Source organism: Pontibacter aquaedesilientis (assembly GCF_014773225.1).
GTDB lineage: Bacteria > Bacteroidota > Bacteroidia > Cytophagales > Hymenobacteraceae > Pontibacter > Pontibacter aquaedesilientis.
Genome location: NZ_JACXAJ010000005.1, coordinates 150,589 through 166,480 on the forward strand (window position 1 = coordinate 150,589; position 15,892 = coordinate 166,480).

At 51.1% G+C, this 15,892-nt stretch carries 13 protein-coding genes and 1 pseudogene; 6 read left to right on the forward strand and 8 right to left on the reverse strand.

The genetic code is table 11. From position 1 onward, the window contains the following. Positions 1–14 precede the first annotated feature (14 nt). From H9Q13_RS12045 to xerD, 7 genes are all read right to left on the reverse strand, one after another. A complete protein-coding gene (locus H9Q13_RS12045; RefSeq protein ID WP_191184059.1) occupies positions 15–2,636 on the reverse strand; it encodes an FtsK/SpoIIIE family DNA translocase in 2,622 nt (873 codons plus the stop codon). 282 nt (positions 2,637–2,918) lie between these two features. Then, the gene (locus H9Q13_RS12050) at positions 2,919–3,944 is read right to left on the reverse strand and encodes a quinone-dependent dihydroorotate dehydrogenase (RefSeq protein ID WP_191184060.1); all 1,026 of its coding nucleotides are present in this window, start codon (positions 3,942–3,944) and stop codon (positions 2,919–2,921) included. Between the two features lie 103 nt (positions 3,945–4,047). Next, positions 4,048–4,593: a TlpA family protein disulfide reductase gene (locus tag H9Q13_RS12055; protein ID WP_191184061.1), complete on the reverse strand. Its 546-nt coding sequence runs from the start codon at positions 4,591–4,593 to the stop codon at positions 4,048–4,050. Positions 4,594–4,605: 12 nt separating this feature from the next. After that, on the reverse strand, positions 4,606–5,724 hold the full coding sequence (locus tag H9Q13_RS12060) for a M48 family metallopeptidase (protein ID WP_191184062.1): 1,119 nt from the start codon (positions 5,722–5,724) through the stop codon (positions 4,606–4,608). Position 5,725: 1 nt separating this feature from the next. Continuing rightward, positions 5,726–6,700, reverse strand: coding sequence for a YjgN family protein (locus H9Q13_RS12065; protein WP_191184063.1), 975 nt, complete (start codon positions 6,698–6,700; stop codon positions 5,726–5,728). Between the two features lie 152 nt (positions 6,701–6,852). Next, positions 6,853–8,505 carry a beta-N-acetylhexosaminidase gene (locus H9Q13_RS12070; protein ID WP_191184064.1) on the reverse strand — a complete coding sequence of 551 codons (1,653 nt, stop codon included), beginning with the start codon at positions 8,503–8,505 and terminating at the stop codon, positions 6,853–6,855. 299 nt (positions 8,506–8,804) lie between these two features. After that, positions 8,805–9,704, reverse strand: coding sequence for a site-specific tyrosine recombinase XerD (gene xerD, locus H9Q13_RS12075; RefSeq protein WP_191184065.1), 900 nt, complete (start codon positions 9,702–9,704; stop codon positions 8,805–8,807). Positions 9,705–9,828: 124 nt separating this feature from the next. Here xerD and aroQ point away from each other — a divergent pair, with 124 nt between their 5' ends. From aroQ to H9Q13_RS12100, 5 genes are all read left to right on the forward strand, one after another. Further along, on the forward strand, positions 9,829–10,281 hold the full coding sequence (gene aroQ / locus H9Q13_RS12080) for a type II 3-dehydroquinate dehydratase (protein ID WP_191184066.1): 453 nt from the start codon (positions 9,829–9,831) through the stop codon (positions 10,279–10,281). A gap of 81 nt (positions 10,282–10,362) precedes the next feature. Beyond that, positions 10,363–11,424 carry an aminotransferase class V-fold PLP-dependent enzyme gene (locus H9Q13_RS12085; RefSeq protein ID WP_191184067.1) on the forward strand — a complete coding sequence of 354 codons (1,062 nt, stop codon included), beginning with the start codon at positions 10,363–10,365 and terminating at the stop codon, positions 11,422–11,424. A gap of 113 nt (positions 11,425–11,537) precedes the next feature. After that, entirely contained in the window at positions 11,538–12,104 is a 567-nt protein-coding gene (locus H9Q13_RS12090; protein WP_191184121.1) for a MarC family protein, read from the forward strand. A 124-nt stretch (positions 12,105–12,228) separates the two neighbouring features. After that, positions 12,229–12,693 carry a ribonuclease HI gene (gene rnhA, locus H9Q13_RS12095; RefSeq protein WP_188502868.1) on the forward strand — a complete coding sequence of 155 codons (465 nt, stop codon included), beginning with the start codon at positions 12,229–12,231 and terminating at the stop codon, positions 12,691–12,693. Between the two features lie 322 nt (positions 12,694–13,015). Continuing rightward, positions 13,016–13,732 carry a tRNA1(Val) (adenine(37)-N6)-methyltransferase gene (locus H9Q13_RS12100; RefSeq protein WP_191184068.1) on the forward strand — a complete coding sequence of 239 codons (717 nt, stop codon included), beginning with the start codon at positions 13,016–13,018 and terminating at the stop codon, positions 13,730–13,732. A gap of 24 nt (positions 13,733–13,756) precedes the next feature. Here H9Q13_RS12100 and H9Q13_RS12105 read toward each other — a convergent pair whose 3' ends face one another. Further along, the gene (locus H9Q13_RS12105; protein WP_191184069.1) at positions 13,757–15,106 is read right to left on the reverse strand and encodes a saccharopine dehydrogenase family protein; all 1,350 of its coding nucleotides are present in this window, start codon (positions 15,104–15,106) and stop codon (positions 13,757–13,759) included. 127 nt (positions 15,107–15,233) lie between these two features. Here H9Q13_RS12105 and cdd point away from each other — a divergent pair. After that, positions 15,234–15,656: pseudogene (gene cdd, locus H9Q13_RS12110) on the forward strand (cytidine deaminase); the annotation flags it as partial. Positions 15,657–15,892 lie beyond the last annotated feature (236 nt).

Here is a 15,892-nt window from a genome sequence, read left to right on the forward strand (position 1 = left end):
TGTTTCGTTCTTTGCTACAACGTGTTCAATAACTGTTCCAAACTGTACTCATCCGGAATTAAAACTTCGCGGGCCTTGCTTCCTTCAAACGGTCCCACTATACCTGCAGACTCCAGTTGGTCGATCAGGCGACCAGCGCGGTTGTAGCCCAGCTTGAGACGGCGCTGCAGCAGCGAGGTACTGCCCTGCTGGTGCTGCACGATAATGCGTGCCGCTTCCTCAAACATCGGGTCTTTAGAGCTCGAGTCGAAGTCCGCTTTTTCAGAACCACTTTCATCGCCCACAAACTCCGGCAACAGGTAGGCATCGCTATACCCCTGCTGCTCCCCGATAAAGTCGCAAATGCGGTCTACTTCCGGGGTATCCACAAAGGCGCACTGAATACGGATCATGTCCGAACCGATCGAGAAGAGCATATCCCCCTGACCTATCAGCTGGTCGGCACCACCGGCATCCAGAATGGTGCGCGAGTCGATCTTGGAGGTCACTTTAAAGGAAATACGCGCCGGGAAGTTTGCCTTGATGATACCCGTGATCACGTTTACGGAAGGACGCTGCGTGGCTACCACCAGGTGTATACCAATGGCACGGGCCAGCTGCGCCAGACGGGCAATCGGTGTTTCCACCTCCTTGCCGGCCGTCATCATCAAGTCAGCCAACTCGTCTATCACCAGCACGATGTAGGGCATAAAACGATGTCCCTTATTCGGGTTGAGGCGACGTTCGATAAATTTCTTGTTATACTCTTTCAGGTTACGGCAGCCGGCGTCCTTGAGCAAGTCGTAGCGCATGTCCATTTCCATACAGAGCGAGTTGAGCGTGTTCACCACCTTTTTGGTATCCGTGATGATGGCCTCTTCGGTATCTGGCAGTTTAGCCAGGAAGTGGCGCTCAATCTTGTTAAAGAGCGACAATTCCACCTTCTTCGGGTCAACGAGCACAAACTTGAGCTGCGAAGGATGGCGCTTGTAGAGCAGCGAGGTCAGGATGGCGTTGAGGCCAACCGACTTACCCTGACCCGTGGCACCCGCCATGAGCAAGTGTGGCATTTTGGCCAGGTCCGTAATAAACACCTCGTTCGTGATGGTCTTACCGAACGCAATCGGCAGGTCCATTTCGCTCTTCATGAACTTCTCCGTCGACAGGATCGATTTAATCGAAACCATCTCCTTTTTGGTGTTCGGCACTTCTATACCAATTGTACCCTTGCCAGGTATAGGCGCAATAATGCGTATACCCAAGGCCGCCAGGCTCAGAGCGATGTCGTCTTCCAGGTTCTTTATTTTGGAGATACGCACACCGGCATCCGGCACAATTTCATAAAGCGTGACAGTTGGGCCGATAGTCGCTTTGATGCTCGCTATACCGATGTTGTAGTGGCCAAGCGTGGCTACGATCTTGTCTTTGTTGGCTTCAAGCTCCTCTTTTGTTACCTGTACTTTGCTCGTGCCGTAGTCGGTGAGCAGGTCGATGGTAGGGTATTGGTAGCGGGCCAGGTCCAGCGTTGGGTCGTAGTTTTCGGTTGCCAGCACATCGGCTGCTTCTTCCTCTGGTGTCTTCTCTATCTGCAGGTCCAACTCTTCTTCTTCGCCCTCGGCTGTGTCAAACTCGTCGTCGGCCAGGTCTTCCTCCAGCTCATTTTCAATGTCCAGCTCCAGGCTTGGCGCAGGTGCGGCAGGCTTGGGTGGCTCTGGTTGCAGGGAGTTCAGCTCCATTTCCAACGCACGGTTGATGGCTTCTTCCTCCTCGTCCTCAAAGTACAGCTCCTCTTCCTCCTCCTCGTCCGCATCCAGAGAAGCCGTCGGGTCGGCATTGTGGTTGATGTTATGGCGGGCAGAACCATGCACCACATCGCGTAGCGACGAGGCACCGCCTCTGTCAATTTCCACTTCCTCCACTTCTTCCGTGGCAGGCTTACTCCAGTTAATGCTCGTGATATTAAAGAAGAACACCAGGAAAATCAACAGCAGGAAACCCAATAACAGGCCGCTTCCCCAACCAATCAGGCTGCTCAGCCAGATGGCAGTCTCAATGCCGATACCCCCACCCATAAAGCCCAGCGACCCCAGTGTTCCGGTTAAGATCACGATATAACCCAGCGTCAGGCTCAGCCAAAGCATGCTAAATGAGCACAGCCCCAGCACATACGACATAGAGATGGACTTCCATCGGAACACAATGCGGCTTCCGGCAAAAAAGAAAACAGGTATCAGGAAGAAAGCTCCTATACCCAAGAGATCATAGATGAAGTAATGCGATACCCAAGCCCCGACCAGTCCGAGCCAGTTCTCAGCCTCCTGACCCGACTCCTTAAGCCCGGTTCCCTCCACCGACTCCACCACACTCTGGTCAGCTGCCCCCGTGAACAGGTAAGAAACGAAGGCAATGGTCATGAAAAACGAGATGAGCAGGAAGGAGAAACCGATGAAAAGCTTGAAGCGTCTGTCTGTGAGGAACGCAGGCATTTTAAAGCTCACCCGGAAGGACGGCATCTTGAAGAAAGGCTTTTTGGCTTTCTTCTGCTTGGTCTTTTCCCCGGCGGATGTATTGCTGCTTCGTGGTTCGTTTCGGCCACGTACCTCGTTCCTTGCCCTCCCCGTGCTGATCGCATCGTCTCTGTAAGTGTTCTTTGCCATACCCTTCGACTAATTAAGATTCCAAATTTACATTTTTTCGGCAAACGACACCCAGCAAATTGGCAGGCTTTTCAGGAAATATGCTAAAAAATAAGAGTTTGGGAGTTGGAGAGTTTAGGAGTTGGGAGTAACCTGTAGGTATAGGGGTTACCCTATCCGAATCGGGTATAGCTTTTTTCTTTTGGGTAGTATTTCAGGTGATGGTGCAGGTTGCTTGTGCGTTTGACTGCCTTGCCTTGAAGCAAACTGGCCAACGTGCTGCCCTGATGCTGCGTCCTACTTCTACAGCAGCGCCTTGTTAATAGCTGCAACCAATGCTGGTCCTTCATAAATAAAACCGGTATAGAGCTGCACCAGATCGGCTCCGGCCTCTAATTTTTCCTGGGCGTCTTCGGCGGTCATAATGCCGCCTACCCCAATGATCTTGATTTCCTGGGGTAAATGCTTGCGGAGGTAACGGATGATTTCGGTGGCGTGTTTCGTGAGGGGTTTGCCGCTGAGGCCACCAGCTCCAATCTCTGAAACACGCGTGCCTGGGGTGTGCAATCCTTCGCGGCTGATGGTGGTGTTGGTGGCAATAATACCACTCAGCCTGGCAGCCACAGCAATCTCGATTATATCATTTAATTGAGCCTCGTTCAGGTCTGGAGCGATCTTAAGCAGCAGGGGTTTCGGCTTGGCCATGCGATTGTTCTGCTCCTGCAATGCCATGAGCAAATGCTGCAGCGGCTCTTTTTCCTGCAGGGCACGCAAATCCGGGGTGTTGGGCGAGCTAACGTTCACCACAAAGTAGTCCACCACGTCATACAGCGCCTTGAAGCAGTACAGGTAATCGTTGAGTGCCTCTTCGTTCGGCGTAACTTTGTTCTTGCCGATGTTCCCTCCCACGATAATGTTGCTCTTCCGCTCCCGCAGTCGTTGCACAGCCGCATCTACCCCCTCGTTGTTGAAACCCATGCGGTTGATGATGGCCTGGTCTTCCGGGAGTCGGAACAAGCGTGGTTTCGGGTTGCCTTCCTGCGGTTTCGGGGTGAGCGTACCGATCTCTATAAAACCAAAGCCCAGCTCAGCCAGTTCGTCCACTAGCTTGGCGTCCTTGTCAAAACCTGCCGCTAACCCAACCGGATTAGGAAACTTCAAGCCAAACAGCTCCCGTTCCAGTCGCTTGTCTTCTACCCGGAATATGCTCCTGCTAATGCTTTTGGCAAAAGGCAGGCTGAAAGCGGTTTTGAGCCCGTCGGCGGTCAGGTAATGGACTTTCTCGGGGTCTAGTTTGAAGAGAAGCGGGCGAATGAGGCTCTTATACACGGCAGCGGGTTTAGGTTACAGTTAGCTGCCTGCAAAGATAGAAAGCGAATTTATACTATCCTCGATAATTGTGCCTTGCCTGCTTACAATACTGTGCATCCTGTTAATCTATTTGCTGCTCTGACAGCAGTTGATCTATCTTCGCTTTCAGATCATCGCTCCTAAATTCATACATCTTCTCTCCTTTTTCATCCGATGACACCTTTACCGGCATAGTTCCGATATGCACCTCTCTCACTATGCCTACTCTGTCAATTAATATTGTCTGAGGTACCGTGTTCCCAAAATCCTTCATGTAATGGGCACTGCCTGGTAAGATGATGAAATCAAACACATGCTTTTTCAGAAATTTTTTGATGATGGGCTTATCCTCAGGCGACATCGAAACAAACACGACATCCTTTTCGGCATAGCTTTGCTTCAACCTGTTCAACTCTGGCATTTCCAGGATACAAGGCTTGCAGAAGGTGCCCCACAGGTTGAGCACCACCACTTTTCCTCGCAACTCATTGGACGAATAGGTTATACCTGTCATGTCTTCCGCTACGAATGGTATCATAGGGGCTCCCACATGCTTGCTAACCACTTGCTGTTGCGCCTGAGCGGTAAAAACAAGGCATAGGGCAAAAAATATAATGAAGACTCTCATAAAAAATCCTGTTTAACGCGTCTGATTCTGCTCTAGTGTATCAGAACCTTTAGTTTTGTTTCTTCCTTTAAGCGACTCCCAGTGCCGCTCCAGCCCCGGATTTTTTTTGTAAGGCTGCTTCCTATCTCCTATCAGCTCATTCAAGACCTTGATGCGGTCTCCTGTGTTGGGGTGGGTACTCACAAAGGCCAGCATGTCAGATTCGCTTCCGAAATCCAGGCGCTCCATCAGTAACACGGCCCCCTGAAGGTTCAGCTCATTCCGACGCAGCAGTTCCAGCCCTTCGCGGTCTGCTTCCAGTTCGAGGCTGCGGTTATACTCCAGGTTTCGAAGTGCCGATGCATTGTCCACCAGCACGGCGGCCACACCGCTTATATCTCCGAAGAGCACGGAGGCCAGCATGTAGTAAGACAAACTCCTTGTCAGGGCGCGCAACGAATGTCGGTTTTGGATATGCGCCAGTTCGTGCCCCACCAGAGCTGCCAGCTCCTCGTGGTGCTCCATTTTATCGATTATACCTTCATACACCACCATATAGCCCCCAGGTATAGCAAAGGCATTGACCTCGTCGCTTTTCACAACGGCGGCTTTGATTGGGTAATCCAGGTCTGTGTCCAGTTCGCTCAGGTAACCGTTCAGTGCGGCCGTTTTCGCATCGTCTACCTGATAGCCTTGAAGTAGTTGGGTATAGAGTTGCTGGCCGAGCTGGCGCTCATATTGCTGCGGAAAATACAGGGCCACACGGTCGGCGAGTGCCGGCACCCCCCAAACGATAAAGGCCACCAGCAGGCCCAGCAGACTCAGGGCCATAACGGCTATACCGGAGGCCCATAGTCTCAGCATACTGTTGTAGCCGGACTTCAGGAAGGCTGCACCGCGATAGCACTGCAACAGCGCCTCCCTAAACCCTTTGTCTACAACGGAGATACTTTGCTGGGGAAATTTCCCATAACGCAAGAGTGTGGTCGCATCGTTAAATTCCGACTGGTGTATACCTGCCGTTTCCCAGTGCACCGTGTCCGTTACTTCATCCGCACAATAATCTATCCGCAGGCCATCCGGACGCAGTGTGATCTGGGCCGGCATACCTTTGGAGCTACGCCCGTTATAGTATTTCCCTTCAAAGGTCATGCTAAATCACGCCGATATCCATCATGTCCGACATGCTCTCATACATGGCCGAGTCATAGGCTTCCTCGGTTTGTACCAGCGCGTCGGCATCGAAATCCCCGCTCATCACGATGCTGTTCATGATCAGCGACAGGGTACGAGTAGTCGTGAGCGGAATGCCCAGCCCCAGTGTGAATAGCACTATAAAAATGTTGCCTACAGTCAGTTTAAGCACTTCCCAGCCGGAGACATGGCATTTGAGGCGGCTATACGTTCCGTCGTCCTGCAACACCACGATGTTATTCACATAAAAGTGCAGGAGGTTTTTGGTGAACCAGAAAAAGTAAATACCCAGCGTGAAAACAGACAAGAAATAGCCTTTCAGGTTGATCAGAAAAAGATCGGCACCATCGCCTACATACCTCAAACTCGCATTGCCAAAGCGCACATTGTCGATCATCTGCTTGCGCAGCTTCACCACAAACCACGAGCCGTAGATGCCCAGAGTAAAAACAGTCAGGAAGAAGCCAACCAGGTAGGTAGTGACCATGTCGGACAGTTCGCCCCGGTAGCCCATATGTATGCCGCGCCAGCTTGTGCGTGACGTGCGGTAACGCATCATGCCATGAAGGGCCACAGGTATCAGAATCAAAACGCCAACAATAAATGCAAAGACAAACAGCACCGATATGAAAGGTGTGGTCGAAAGCGCGGCGAAAAATAACATAGAGTACAGGGATATGAATACGCCTAGCCCTTTAATGAAACCGACAAACATCTCTTTGCCAGTGCCATGAAAAACGAAAGGTGTACCGGCCAGCTCCGTCTTGCGATACAGGTATTGCAAGGACTTAGCCTTCGCCCAAGGGTAGTAAAGCCCCAGTGTCACAACTGTAAGCAGGAAATTAACGATTTCGATGGCGAAGTAGTCAGAGCCCCTGCCGGTAAAAGTGAAGGATTTGGTCTGTTTTTCTTTTTCGAGTAAAGTTGTTGTCATAAAAGCTTGGAAAACGGTTAAAACTGATTGTGAACGGTATAAAAATAACACAGACCGTGCGTGAACACAGCCTGTGTTATTACAGCTTTTAAATATAGTAAATATCAACTATTTATGATACCTGCTCTTCATATTTTAACACATATTTCAGCCTACTTTTCCATTGTCCACTGCTCGAAGCTGGGGAAGTAGCTGGCTTTCCAGAAAGTATAGCGTGGGATAATGGCCGTTTTTAGCCTGCGTTTGAAGTCCTCATAATCTTTCTTTTCCTTCGGCGACCACAGCACTTCGCTCAGGGCCGTCATGCGCGGGAAGATCATGTACTCCACCTTGGCCGGACTGCCCATGTACTCGGTCCAAACATTGCCTTGTGCCCCGATCATATACTTGTCGAGGTTCAGTTTGTGGAGTGTGTCAGGTATAGGTTCGAAGGCATATACTGCGTCCACCGGGTTGTAGCCGTGTATGGCCAGGCTGTCGTTGGGGTCTTTGGACTGGTAGTGGTCAAAATAAAGTGGCTTGCCCGGCGACATGATCACCTGGTGGCCACGTTTGGCGGCGGCTATACCTTCCTTCTCTCCTCCCCAGTTCATAATAAGGGTGGTCGTGTTCAGGTCGCCTTCCAGTATCTCGTGCCAGCCGATCACTTTCTTGCCTTTGGCAGCCAGGTAGCCCGCCACTTGTTCTACGAAGTAGGTCTGCAGGCCTTTTTCATCTTTCAGTTTGTGGTCCTTGATGAAAGCTTGTGACACCGGGTCGGCTTTCCACCACATTTTGCTCGTTTCGTCGCCACCCAAGTGGAAATAGGCTCCCGGAAACAGCTCGGCCACTTCCTGAAACACCGTTTTCAGAAACTGAAACGTAGCCGGATTTGGCTGTAGCACGTTGTTCTGGCGGTTATACATTCCCCAGGTATAGGCTACATTCCAGGTGGTGTCGGGGCGAGTGCTGAACTCCGGATAAGCGGCAATGGTGGCGCGGCTATGGCCCGGGATATCGATTTCAGGAATAATAGTGATACCTCTTACCGCTGCATATCGGATCACTTCGCGCACTTCGTTTTTGGTATAGAAACCACCGTAGCGTTTTCCGTCGTAACGGGCTGGAGCCGCCTTAAAATGGCCGATCAGTGTGGAGTCGCGCCAGGAGCCGATGGTGTTTAGCTTTGGATAGGATTCGATCTCGATGCGCCAGCCCTGGTCGTCGGTCAGGTGCCAGTGGAAGGTGTTCATCTTATGGAAAGCCAGGTAATCGATGTACTTCTTGATGAACGTCAGCGGAAACATGTGGCGCACCACGTCCAGGTGCATACCCCGGTAAGCGAAGCGTGGGTAGTCTCTGATCGTCACGTCCGGAATCTTCACCTCCTTCACTTGCCTGAGCGGGAAAAGCTGTAGCAAAGTCTGTATGCCGTACACCACACCGCCGGTGTCTTTGGCGCGAATGGTCACGTCTTTGCCGGACACCGTCAGGGTATACATCTCGTCTTTGGTGATGGATTTTGTGTCAAACACGAGGCGGATGCGGTGGCTTGCTTTTGTGATTGTCTGGTTAGTGGCTTGTGATTTAAGTTTCAGACCGGTTTGGGCCGCCAGCAATTCTCTTAGGTATACCGCCTGATCTGCAAACTGCCTGTCGAACACGATCTGTGTTTTTCCATCGATGGTCACATGGCCCCGGCGGGCTTTCATCACCTCGACAGGTATAGGCATGATGTCGTCGATGGACTGGGCCATACTGCGGAAAGGTATAGCTAGCCCAAGCAGCAGGACAAGAGTGAGCAAACGGTATCGGATTGGTAACATGTGGGGGTCGTAGGTATAGAATGGGTTACGGTGTCGCCTTCAGACTTATTTAGAAACGGCTGGTTCAATGTATTTGGTATGGTTGCTATACCTGACCGATAGTTGATAATCGTTGTTCGTTAATTGTTGATTGTTGATCGTTGATCGTTGCCTGTGCAAGATTCGGATAGTTTGCTAGGTATAGCCCCGATAAGTTTGTACAGGTATAGCCTGTGCACGATTCGGACAGGTCGCGACCTGTCCCTACGAGTTTACCTTTCTAACTTTCTAACTTCTAAACTTTCTAACTTCAAAACTTTCTAACTCCTAGGATGATAATCCTTAATCACCTGCTTCAGATAGTCGCGGTCGAGGTGGGTATAGATTTCGGTGGTTGTGATGGACTCGTGGCCCAGCATTTCCTGCACAGCCCGCAGGTCGGCGCCGCCCTCGATCAGGTGCGTGGCAAAAGAGTGGCGGAAGGTATGGGGACTCACGGTTTTCTGTATTCCTGCCTTGGCGGTGAGGTCTTTGATAATGGTGAAGACCATCACGCGGGTCAGTTTGGCGCCACGGCGGTTCAGGAACACATAGTCTTCGTGGCCTTTTTTGATGTTGAGGTGGCAGCGCACGCCCTCGCGGTAGAGCTGGATGTGCTTGAGGGCATCGCGCCCGATCGGAACCAGTCGCTCCTTGTCGCCCTTACCGGCCACCTTCAGGAAACCCATGTCTTCGTAGAGGTTGCTCAGCTTCAGGTCCAGCAACTCCGATACACGCAGCCCGGAACTGTAGAGTGTCTCCAGCATGGCCCGGTTACGCGTCCCTTCCGGCGTGGAAAGGTCGATGGCGGCCAGCAATTGTTCTATTTCGTGAAAGTGAAGCGTATCGGGCAGTTTTCGGCTCAATTTAGGTGCTTCGATGGTATCGGTCGGGTCGGCGGTGAGCATATCCTCCATAATCAGGAACTTGTAAAAGGCCCTTATACCTGAGAGCGTGCGTGCTTGCGAATGCGCCGTCATGCCTAGCCCGGCTATCCATTCCAGAAACTCCCTTAAAACCGGCGGCGACATCTGCTCCGGCTGCACCGTTATACCTTTGAAAGCCAGAAAATCGGTCAGTTTGCGGATATCGCGCAGGTAAGCCTCCACGGAGTTACCGGACAGCGACTTTTCCAGGCGCAGGTATTGTTCGAACTGAGTAATGCAGATGGACCACTTCATAAGTCGGGTGCTTTGAAGAAAGCTTTTAGCAAACTTTCTTTTGTCAAAAAAACAGAGCAAAGATAGTTAATCCTTAAATTGCAGCTGCTGATTTTGGTTGAAAACACAATTATACCTCCGCACTATGAAAATACTTATTCTGAATGGCCCTAACCTCAATCTATTGGGCATTCGCGAAAAAGCAGTTTATGGCTCCGAATCCTTCGAATCCTACTTCGAGGAACTGAAAGAGGCGTTCCCGGCTATGGAGCTGACCTACTTCCAATCCAATTCGGAGGGTACGCTCATCGACAAACTGCATGAGGTTGGTTTCAGCTACAAAGGCATTGTGTTCAACGGCGGCGCTTATACCCATACCTCCGTGGCCCTGTCCGACGCGATAAAGGCCATCGAGGCGCCTGTAGTGGAAGTGCATATATCGAATGTGTACGCCCGCGACGCCTTCCGGCACAAGAGCATGTTCGCCCCCTTTTGCAAAGGAGTCATCACCGGGTTCGGGCTGGAGAGCTACCGGCTTGCCCTGCAGTATTTTGAGCGCATGAAACCCAAGCAAATCGGTTTCGGTGCCAAGAAATAGCGTGGCAACACCAATTTTCTATTCACTAAATATTCGCTTATTCCTATAGTAGAAATACTATAATTATCTATATTACCCTCCATGTTGAATTTCTATCCAGGACCATCCAAGCTATACCCGGAGGTACGCACCTACCTGACAGACGCGTATGATGAGGGGATTTTGGGGGCACCGCATCGGGGAGAGCAATTTGTGCAGCTCTCCCGTACCGTGGTGGGCTCGCTGAAACGCCGGCTTAACATTCCGCAGGACTATCATATCTTTTTCACTTCTTCGGCTACCGAATGCTGGGAAATCCTCATCCAGAGCCTTACCAAAAAGAAAAGCTACCATATCTACAATGGCTCATTTGGAGAAAAGTGGTACGAGTATGCCAAAAAACTGCGGCCGGAGTCTGAGGGTTTGAAATTCGACATCAATGAGGCTATGCCGGTAGAGGGGCTCGACATCAACACAGACACAGAGTTGATCTGCTTTACCCAAAACGAGACATCCAACGGTACCCAGGTATCGGCCACCACCATTCTGAACCTGCACAACCGCTACCGCGACACGCTCACAGCTGTGGACGCGACTTCGTCTATGGCGGGCCTGAACCTGAAGTACATCAAGGCCGACATCTGGTTTGCATCGGTGCAGAAGTGCTTTGGTTTGCCGCCGGGGCTGGCGGTGCTGGTATGTTCTCCGAGGGCCATCTTCCGGGCCAAGCAGATGAACGAACGCGATCATTACAACAGCTTGGTGTTTATGCATGAGAAAATGCTCAACTACCAGACTACGCATACGCCCAACGTCCTCAACATCTACCTGCTCAAGCGCATGCTGGAAGACCGGCAGTTCATCAAGCAACTCGATATTGACCTGACCGACCGTGCCAATGACCTGTACGAGTTCTTTGGGCAGTTCACAGATTTTAAGCTGCTGGTTGAGAATGAGGAGGTACGCTCCAAAACCGTGTTGGCACTGGAGGCAAACGAACGGTTGGTGGAGGATATCAAGAAACGTGCCCTGCACCACCACATCCGACTGGGCAATGGCTACGGCCCCTGGCAGCGCAACACCTTCCGGATCGCCAATTTCCCGGCCATTGCCGATGAGGAGTACGAAGAGCTAAAGCGGTTTTTCCTGCATTATTACGCCTAAGAATCCTACCTTTGCGGCTTGTTAAATGACTGTACACGGCAAATCAAGGTATAGCTATACCCTAATTTGCTGGCCCTAACACTTTAACGACCACCAAACCCATGATTCAGGAACTGTTCAGCTTCAAGGAAATCGCTTCGGTTACGCTTATCCTTTTTGCAGTAATCGACATTCTCGGTTCTATCCCTATCATCATCGACCTGCGCAAGCGCGAGGGCAAGATCGAGTCCGAAAAGGCCACCATTATTTCAGGTATACTGATGATCGTGTTCCTGTTTGTGGGCGATGGTATCCTGCAATTGTTCGGCATAGACTTCGAGTCATTTGCCATGGCCGGTGCCATCATTATTTTCCTGATCGGTTTGGAGATGATCCTGGGCAAAGACCTCTTCCACTCCGACCCCGAAGTAAAAAGTGGCTCTATCGTCCCGCTGGCTTTTCCGCTTATTGTGGGAGCCGGCACCATGACCACACTGCTCTCCTTGCGGGCTGCCTACTCGCTGCCAAACGTGCTGGTAGGCATTGTGCTCAACCTGATGTTTGTGTACATCGTCTTAAAGGCATCGCCCTGGCTGGAGCGTAAACTTGGTAAGGCCGGCGCCAACGTGCTCCGCAAAGTTTTCGGGGTTATCCTGCTAGCCATCGCCATCAAGCTGTTCAAAACGAATTTACCTATTTAAACAAATGAGTGATTGAGCGAATGAGTGAATAATTTAGAATTCGTAATTCTCATTTCAACATATTCGCTTATTCAAAACTCAGTAGATTCACTCAAGCACTCATTCACTCATTCAAAACTAATCTATGATCGAGCTTTTTACAGACGGTGCATCACGAGGGAATCCGGGTCCGGGAGGGTATGGTACCATACTGCGCTGGAAAAACCATGAGAAAGAACTGACCGCCGGTTTCCGTAAAACAACGAACAACCGCATGGAACTACTGGCCGTGATCGTAGGATTGGAGGCCATCACCAAGCCCGGTATACCTGTCACGGTCTACTCTGACTCGAAGTATGTGGTGGATGCCGTGGAAAAGCGCTGGGTTTTTGGCTGGCAGAAGAAAGGCTTTGCCGGCAAAGCCAACGGCGACCTTTGGGCTCGGTTTTTAAGGGTATATGCTAAGCATAACGTGCGTTTTGTTTGGATCAGAGGCCACGCCGGCCACCCGGAGAACGAGCGCTGCGATGAGCTGGCTGTTGCCAGTGCCCTTTCGCCTAATTTGCTCATCGATGAGGGTTTTGAATCAGGACAGTTTAACTCGAAGTAAAAATTAACTATACCTGCAAATGATTGCTCTTGATGGATTGGTAGCGGCAGTTTATGTGACAATACCACTGTTAATGATAGCTCTTATTCTCTACTTAATTATCGGCGTACTTGTCATTTTGAAAAGGCAAAGATTCGTAAGTGCTATTTATTTTTGCGTCACTCCACTACTATTTATTATAGGGTATGCCTTAACCCATAACTTTAAGAATCCTGACTATATTTTTGTTTCTACTATTGCTATCATTCTCTTTAACAGTTTCTTCCTTTTAAGCACCAAGCGGTTTCAAAAGAAAGCATAATTCACCACTCAGCCTAAAGCCTTGCCCAACACCTACTTTCAATTCAAGCAATTCCGCATCAACCAGGACCAGTGTGCCATGAAGGTATGCACGGATTCTTGCGTGTTTGGGGCGTATGTGGAGGTGGCACAAGCCAAGAGGATCCTCGACATCGGGACAGGTACAGGATTGCTGGCCCTGATGGTAGCGCAGCGGTCGGAGGCTGTGGTGGAAGCAGTGGAGATTAACCCGGAGGCGCAGGCACAGGCCTTGCAAAACTTTCAGGAAAGTTCCTGGGCTGAGCGACTGAAGCTGCACCCGATGCCCTTGCAGGAATTTGCCAAAACCTGTGCGCAGCAGTATGACGTGATCCTGTCAAACCCGCCTTTTTTCCTGGCCTCGCTCAAGTCGGATGATGCTGCTAAAAACTCAGCCAAACATACCGGCGATCTGCTATTTGAGGATATCCTGACTTTTGCCCAGCAACATCTTTCCAAAGAAGGCAAGCTATACCTGCTCTTGCCCCCAGCCGAGGCTGCCCACTTTGGAGAACTCGCCAAAGCGAATGGCCTATACCTGTGCGATACGCTCGAGGTATATACCCGCACGGGTGGCAAGTGCATCCGCCATATCCAAACCTATACCTTCCGGCCGACATCAGCGGCTAAAGGGCATGCCCTCGATATTCGCGAGGCAGATGGCACTACCTATACCGCTCATTTCACAGCACTGCTCCGCGATTATTACCTTATCTTCTAGGATACATCAGGAGACGATGCTAGGCTAAAGGGATGTCTTCTTTATTTCATCTTCCACAAAGTCCACCCCATACGTTTTCAGTTCTTCCAGCACGGGTTCGTACAGATCCGGGTAGATGGGTATAACCACCCCGCGGCGATCTATTTTGCCCTGCAGCAGTAATTTGGCCAGTATGCCTACCGGAAGGCCCACCGTTTTGGCCATGGCCGTGTGTACCTCATCGTCGCCCAGCACCACCAAGGAGGACGTAAGCTCGTGCTCCTCGCCCTTCAATTCGTAGGTAAACAGGTGCTGCATCACGATCATATCTTTGTCGCCGGGCTCCAGCTTCCATTTGCCGACCAGAGTTTTCTCCAGCACCTGTGCCGGTGTGGCAGCCTCCATCCTAACCGGTATGGCTTCGAACAGGCCCAGCCATTCCAGTTTCTCCATCACGCCCCCTTCGGCAGGCAGATTGAGGTAGCGGCAAAGGCGTTGTTGCAGTGTTTCGTCTGCAGAGACGGCAGGTGGCAGGAAGGCCTCCAGGTAACTGCGGTTTGTCATGCTTTCTACCCCCTCTAAGGTATAGCTGTCGTCGGTGAGGCCCAGCTGCACAAATACATCCCAGGCGGCGCAGTAGCCAATGCGGCGCAGCGTACCACGCAGCATGGTCGGGATATCCTGCAGGCCGTAGTGCTCCCGGTAGCTGAGTGAGTCGCGGTTAGCATAACCATCAAAATGTCCGTAGCCCTCCACGTATAGCTCATCGGTGCGCCTGAAAAGCTGGTGGTAAGGAATATACTTATAGGCTCCGTTCTTGATATACCTGGCCGTCCCCTGCCCTGCCAGCACGACGTTGCGTGGGTTCCAGCTAAACTTGTAGTTCCAGGGGTTGTTATCCGACTGAGGGGCCACCAGTCCGCCCGTGTAGGACTTAAACGACGTAATCCGACCTCCCATACCTTGCACACGCTGGATCACCGCCATCGCCGACATGTGGTCTATTCCTGGGTCCAGCCCCGACTCCATCAGAATGGTCAGGTTCTTCTTTTTCGCCTCCTCGTGCAGTTCCCTGAACTCCGGCGACACATACGAAGCGGTGATCAAATGCTTCTCCTGCTGCAGACACGCACGGGCCACTTCGATGTGCAAAATCGCCGGCAAGAGCGAGATCACGAGGTCGGCCTTGCTGACTTCCGCTTCCCGTTGCGCCTGGTCATGCACATCGAAAACGATGGCTTCTGCAAAATCAAGCTTTGAGAGCCTGTCCTGCAAATGATCCACCTGAATATCGCCGATGGTGACTTGCCAGTTTTCGGCAGGCGCATTTTGCAACAAATATTGGATGAGCGAAGAGGCCGACCGGCCAGCTCCGAGGAGAAGTATTCTTTTCATAGTCTGCACGTCGTTGAATTTGAATTTAGCAATTACCACCTGCAAGGCCAACCTTTTGCATTGTTTTATCAGAATATTCCGTTAAATTTATAGCCCTTTTCTAATTTCTATACCTACAAGGTCTTAAATGGCAAGTGAGCTGAATATAAATATCTGCATCGACGTACTGGACTCGGCAGAAGAATTAACCCAACAGGAGCGTGAAGCGATGGAAATGGCCCAACAGGCCGCCAGCGACGCCTATGCTCCCTACTCCAATTTTCTGGTGGGTGCCGCTTTGGTGCTCGAAGACGGCACTATGTTCAAGGGTAGCAACCAGGAGAATGCCGCCTACCCTTCCGGTTTGTGTGCTGAGCGCACGGCCCTGTTTGCCATGAGCGCCCACCATCCGAACAAAAAGATCAGGATGATTGCCGTGACGGCCCGACGAAGAAGTGAACAGCATTTTCTGCCAGCTATGCCTTGCGGCGCCTGCCGTCAGGTAATGGCCGAATACGAGCACAAACAACACGAAGCCATACCTGTATTACTGCAAGGCCCTGATGGCAAGTTCTATCGCCTGCGCAGTGTAGGTGACCTTTTGCCTTTCCAGTTCAACAAAGAACATCTGTAAGTTTAGGAGTTAGAAAGTTGAGGAGTTTGAATGTTAAAGTGTTACAAAGTTGCGTAGGTAAGGCCTCCTGGTCTAGGTCGCGAACTTACCGAGTCGTGCACAGGCTATAGGTATGGCCTGTTTCTCCAACCTGTGCAATCCGGCACGGGTAACGAACAACGAATAACGATCAA

Coding starts and splice junctions, on each gene's coding strand:
- xerD (WP_191184065.1), bottom strand. CDS start 9,704: ATGAAGTGGTCCATCTGCATTACTCAGTTCGAACAATACCTGCGCCTG.
- H9Q13_RS12070 (WP_191184064.1), bottom strand. CDS start 8,505: ATGTTACCAATCCGATACCGTTTGCTCACTCTTGTCCTGCTGCTTGGG.
- H9Q13_RS12085 (WP_191184067.1), top strand. CDS start 10,363: ATGTTGAATTTCTATCCAGGACCATCCAAGCTATACCCGGAGGTACGC.
- H9Q13_RS12055 (WP_191184061.1), bottom strand. CDS start 4,593: ATGAGAGTCTTCATTATATTTTTTGCCCTATGCCTTGTTTTTACCGCT.
- H9Q13_RS12045 (WP_191184059.1), bottom strand. CDS start 2,636: ATGGCAAAGAACACTTACAGAGACGATGCGATCAGCACGGGGAGGGCA.
- H9Q13_RS12060 (WP_191184062.1), bottom strand. CDS start 5,724: ATGACCTTTGAAGGGAAATACTATAACGGGCGTAGCTCCAAAGGTATG.
- rnhA (WP_188502868.1), top strand. CDS start 12,229: ATGATCGAGCTTTTTACAGACGGTGCATCACGAGGGAATCCGGGTCCG.
- H9Q13_RS12065 (WP_191184063.1), bottom strand. CDS start 6,700: ATGACAACAACTTTACTCGAAAAAGAAAAACAGACCAAATCCTTCACT.
- aroQ (WP_191184066.1), top strand. CDS start 9,829: ATGAAAATACTTATTCTGAATGGCCCTAACCTCAATCTATTGGGCATT.
- H9Q13_RS12105 (WP_191184069.1), bottom strand. CDS start 15,106: ATGAAAAGAATACTTCTCCTCGGAGCTGGCCGGTCGGCCTCTTCGCTC.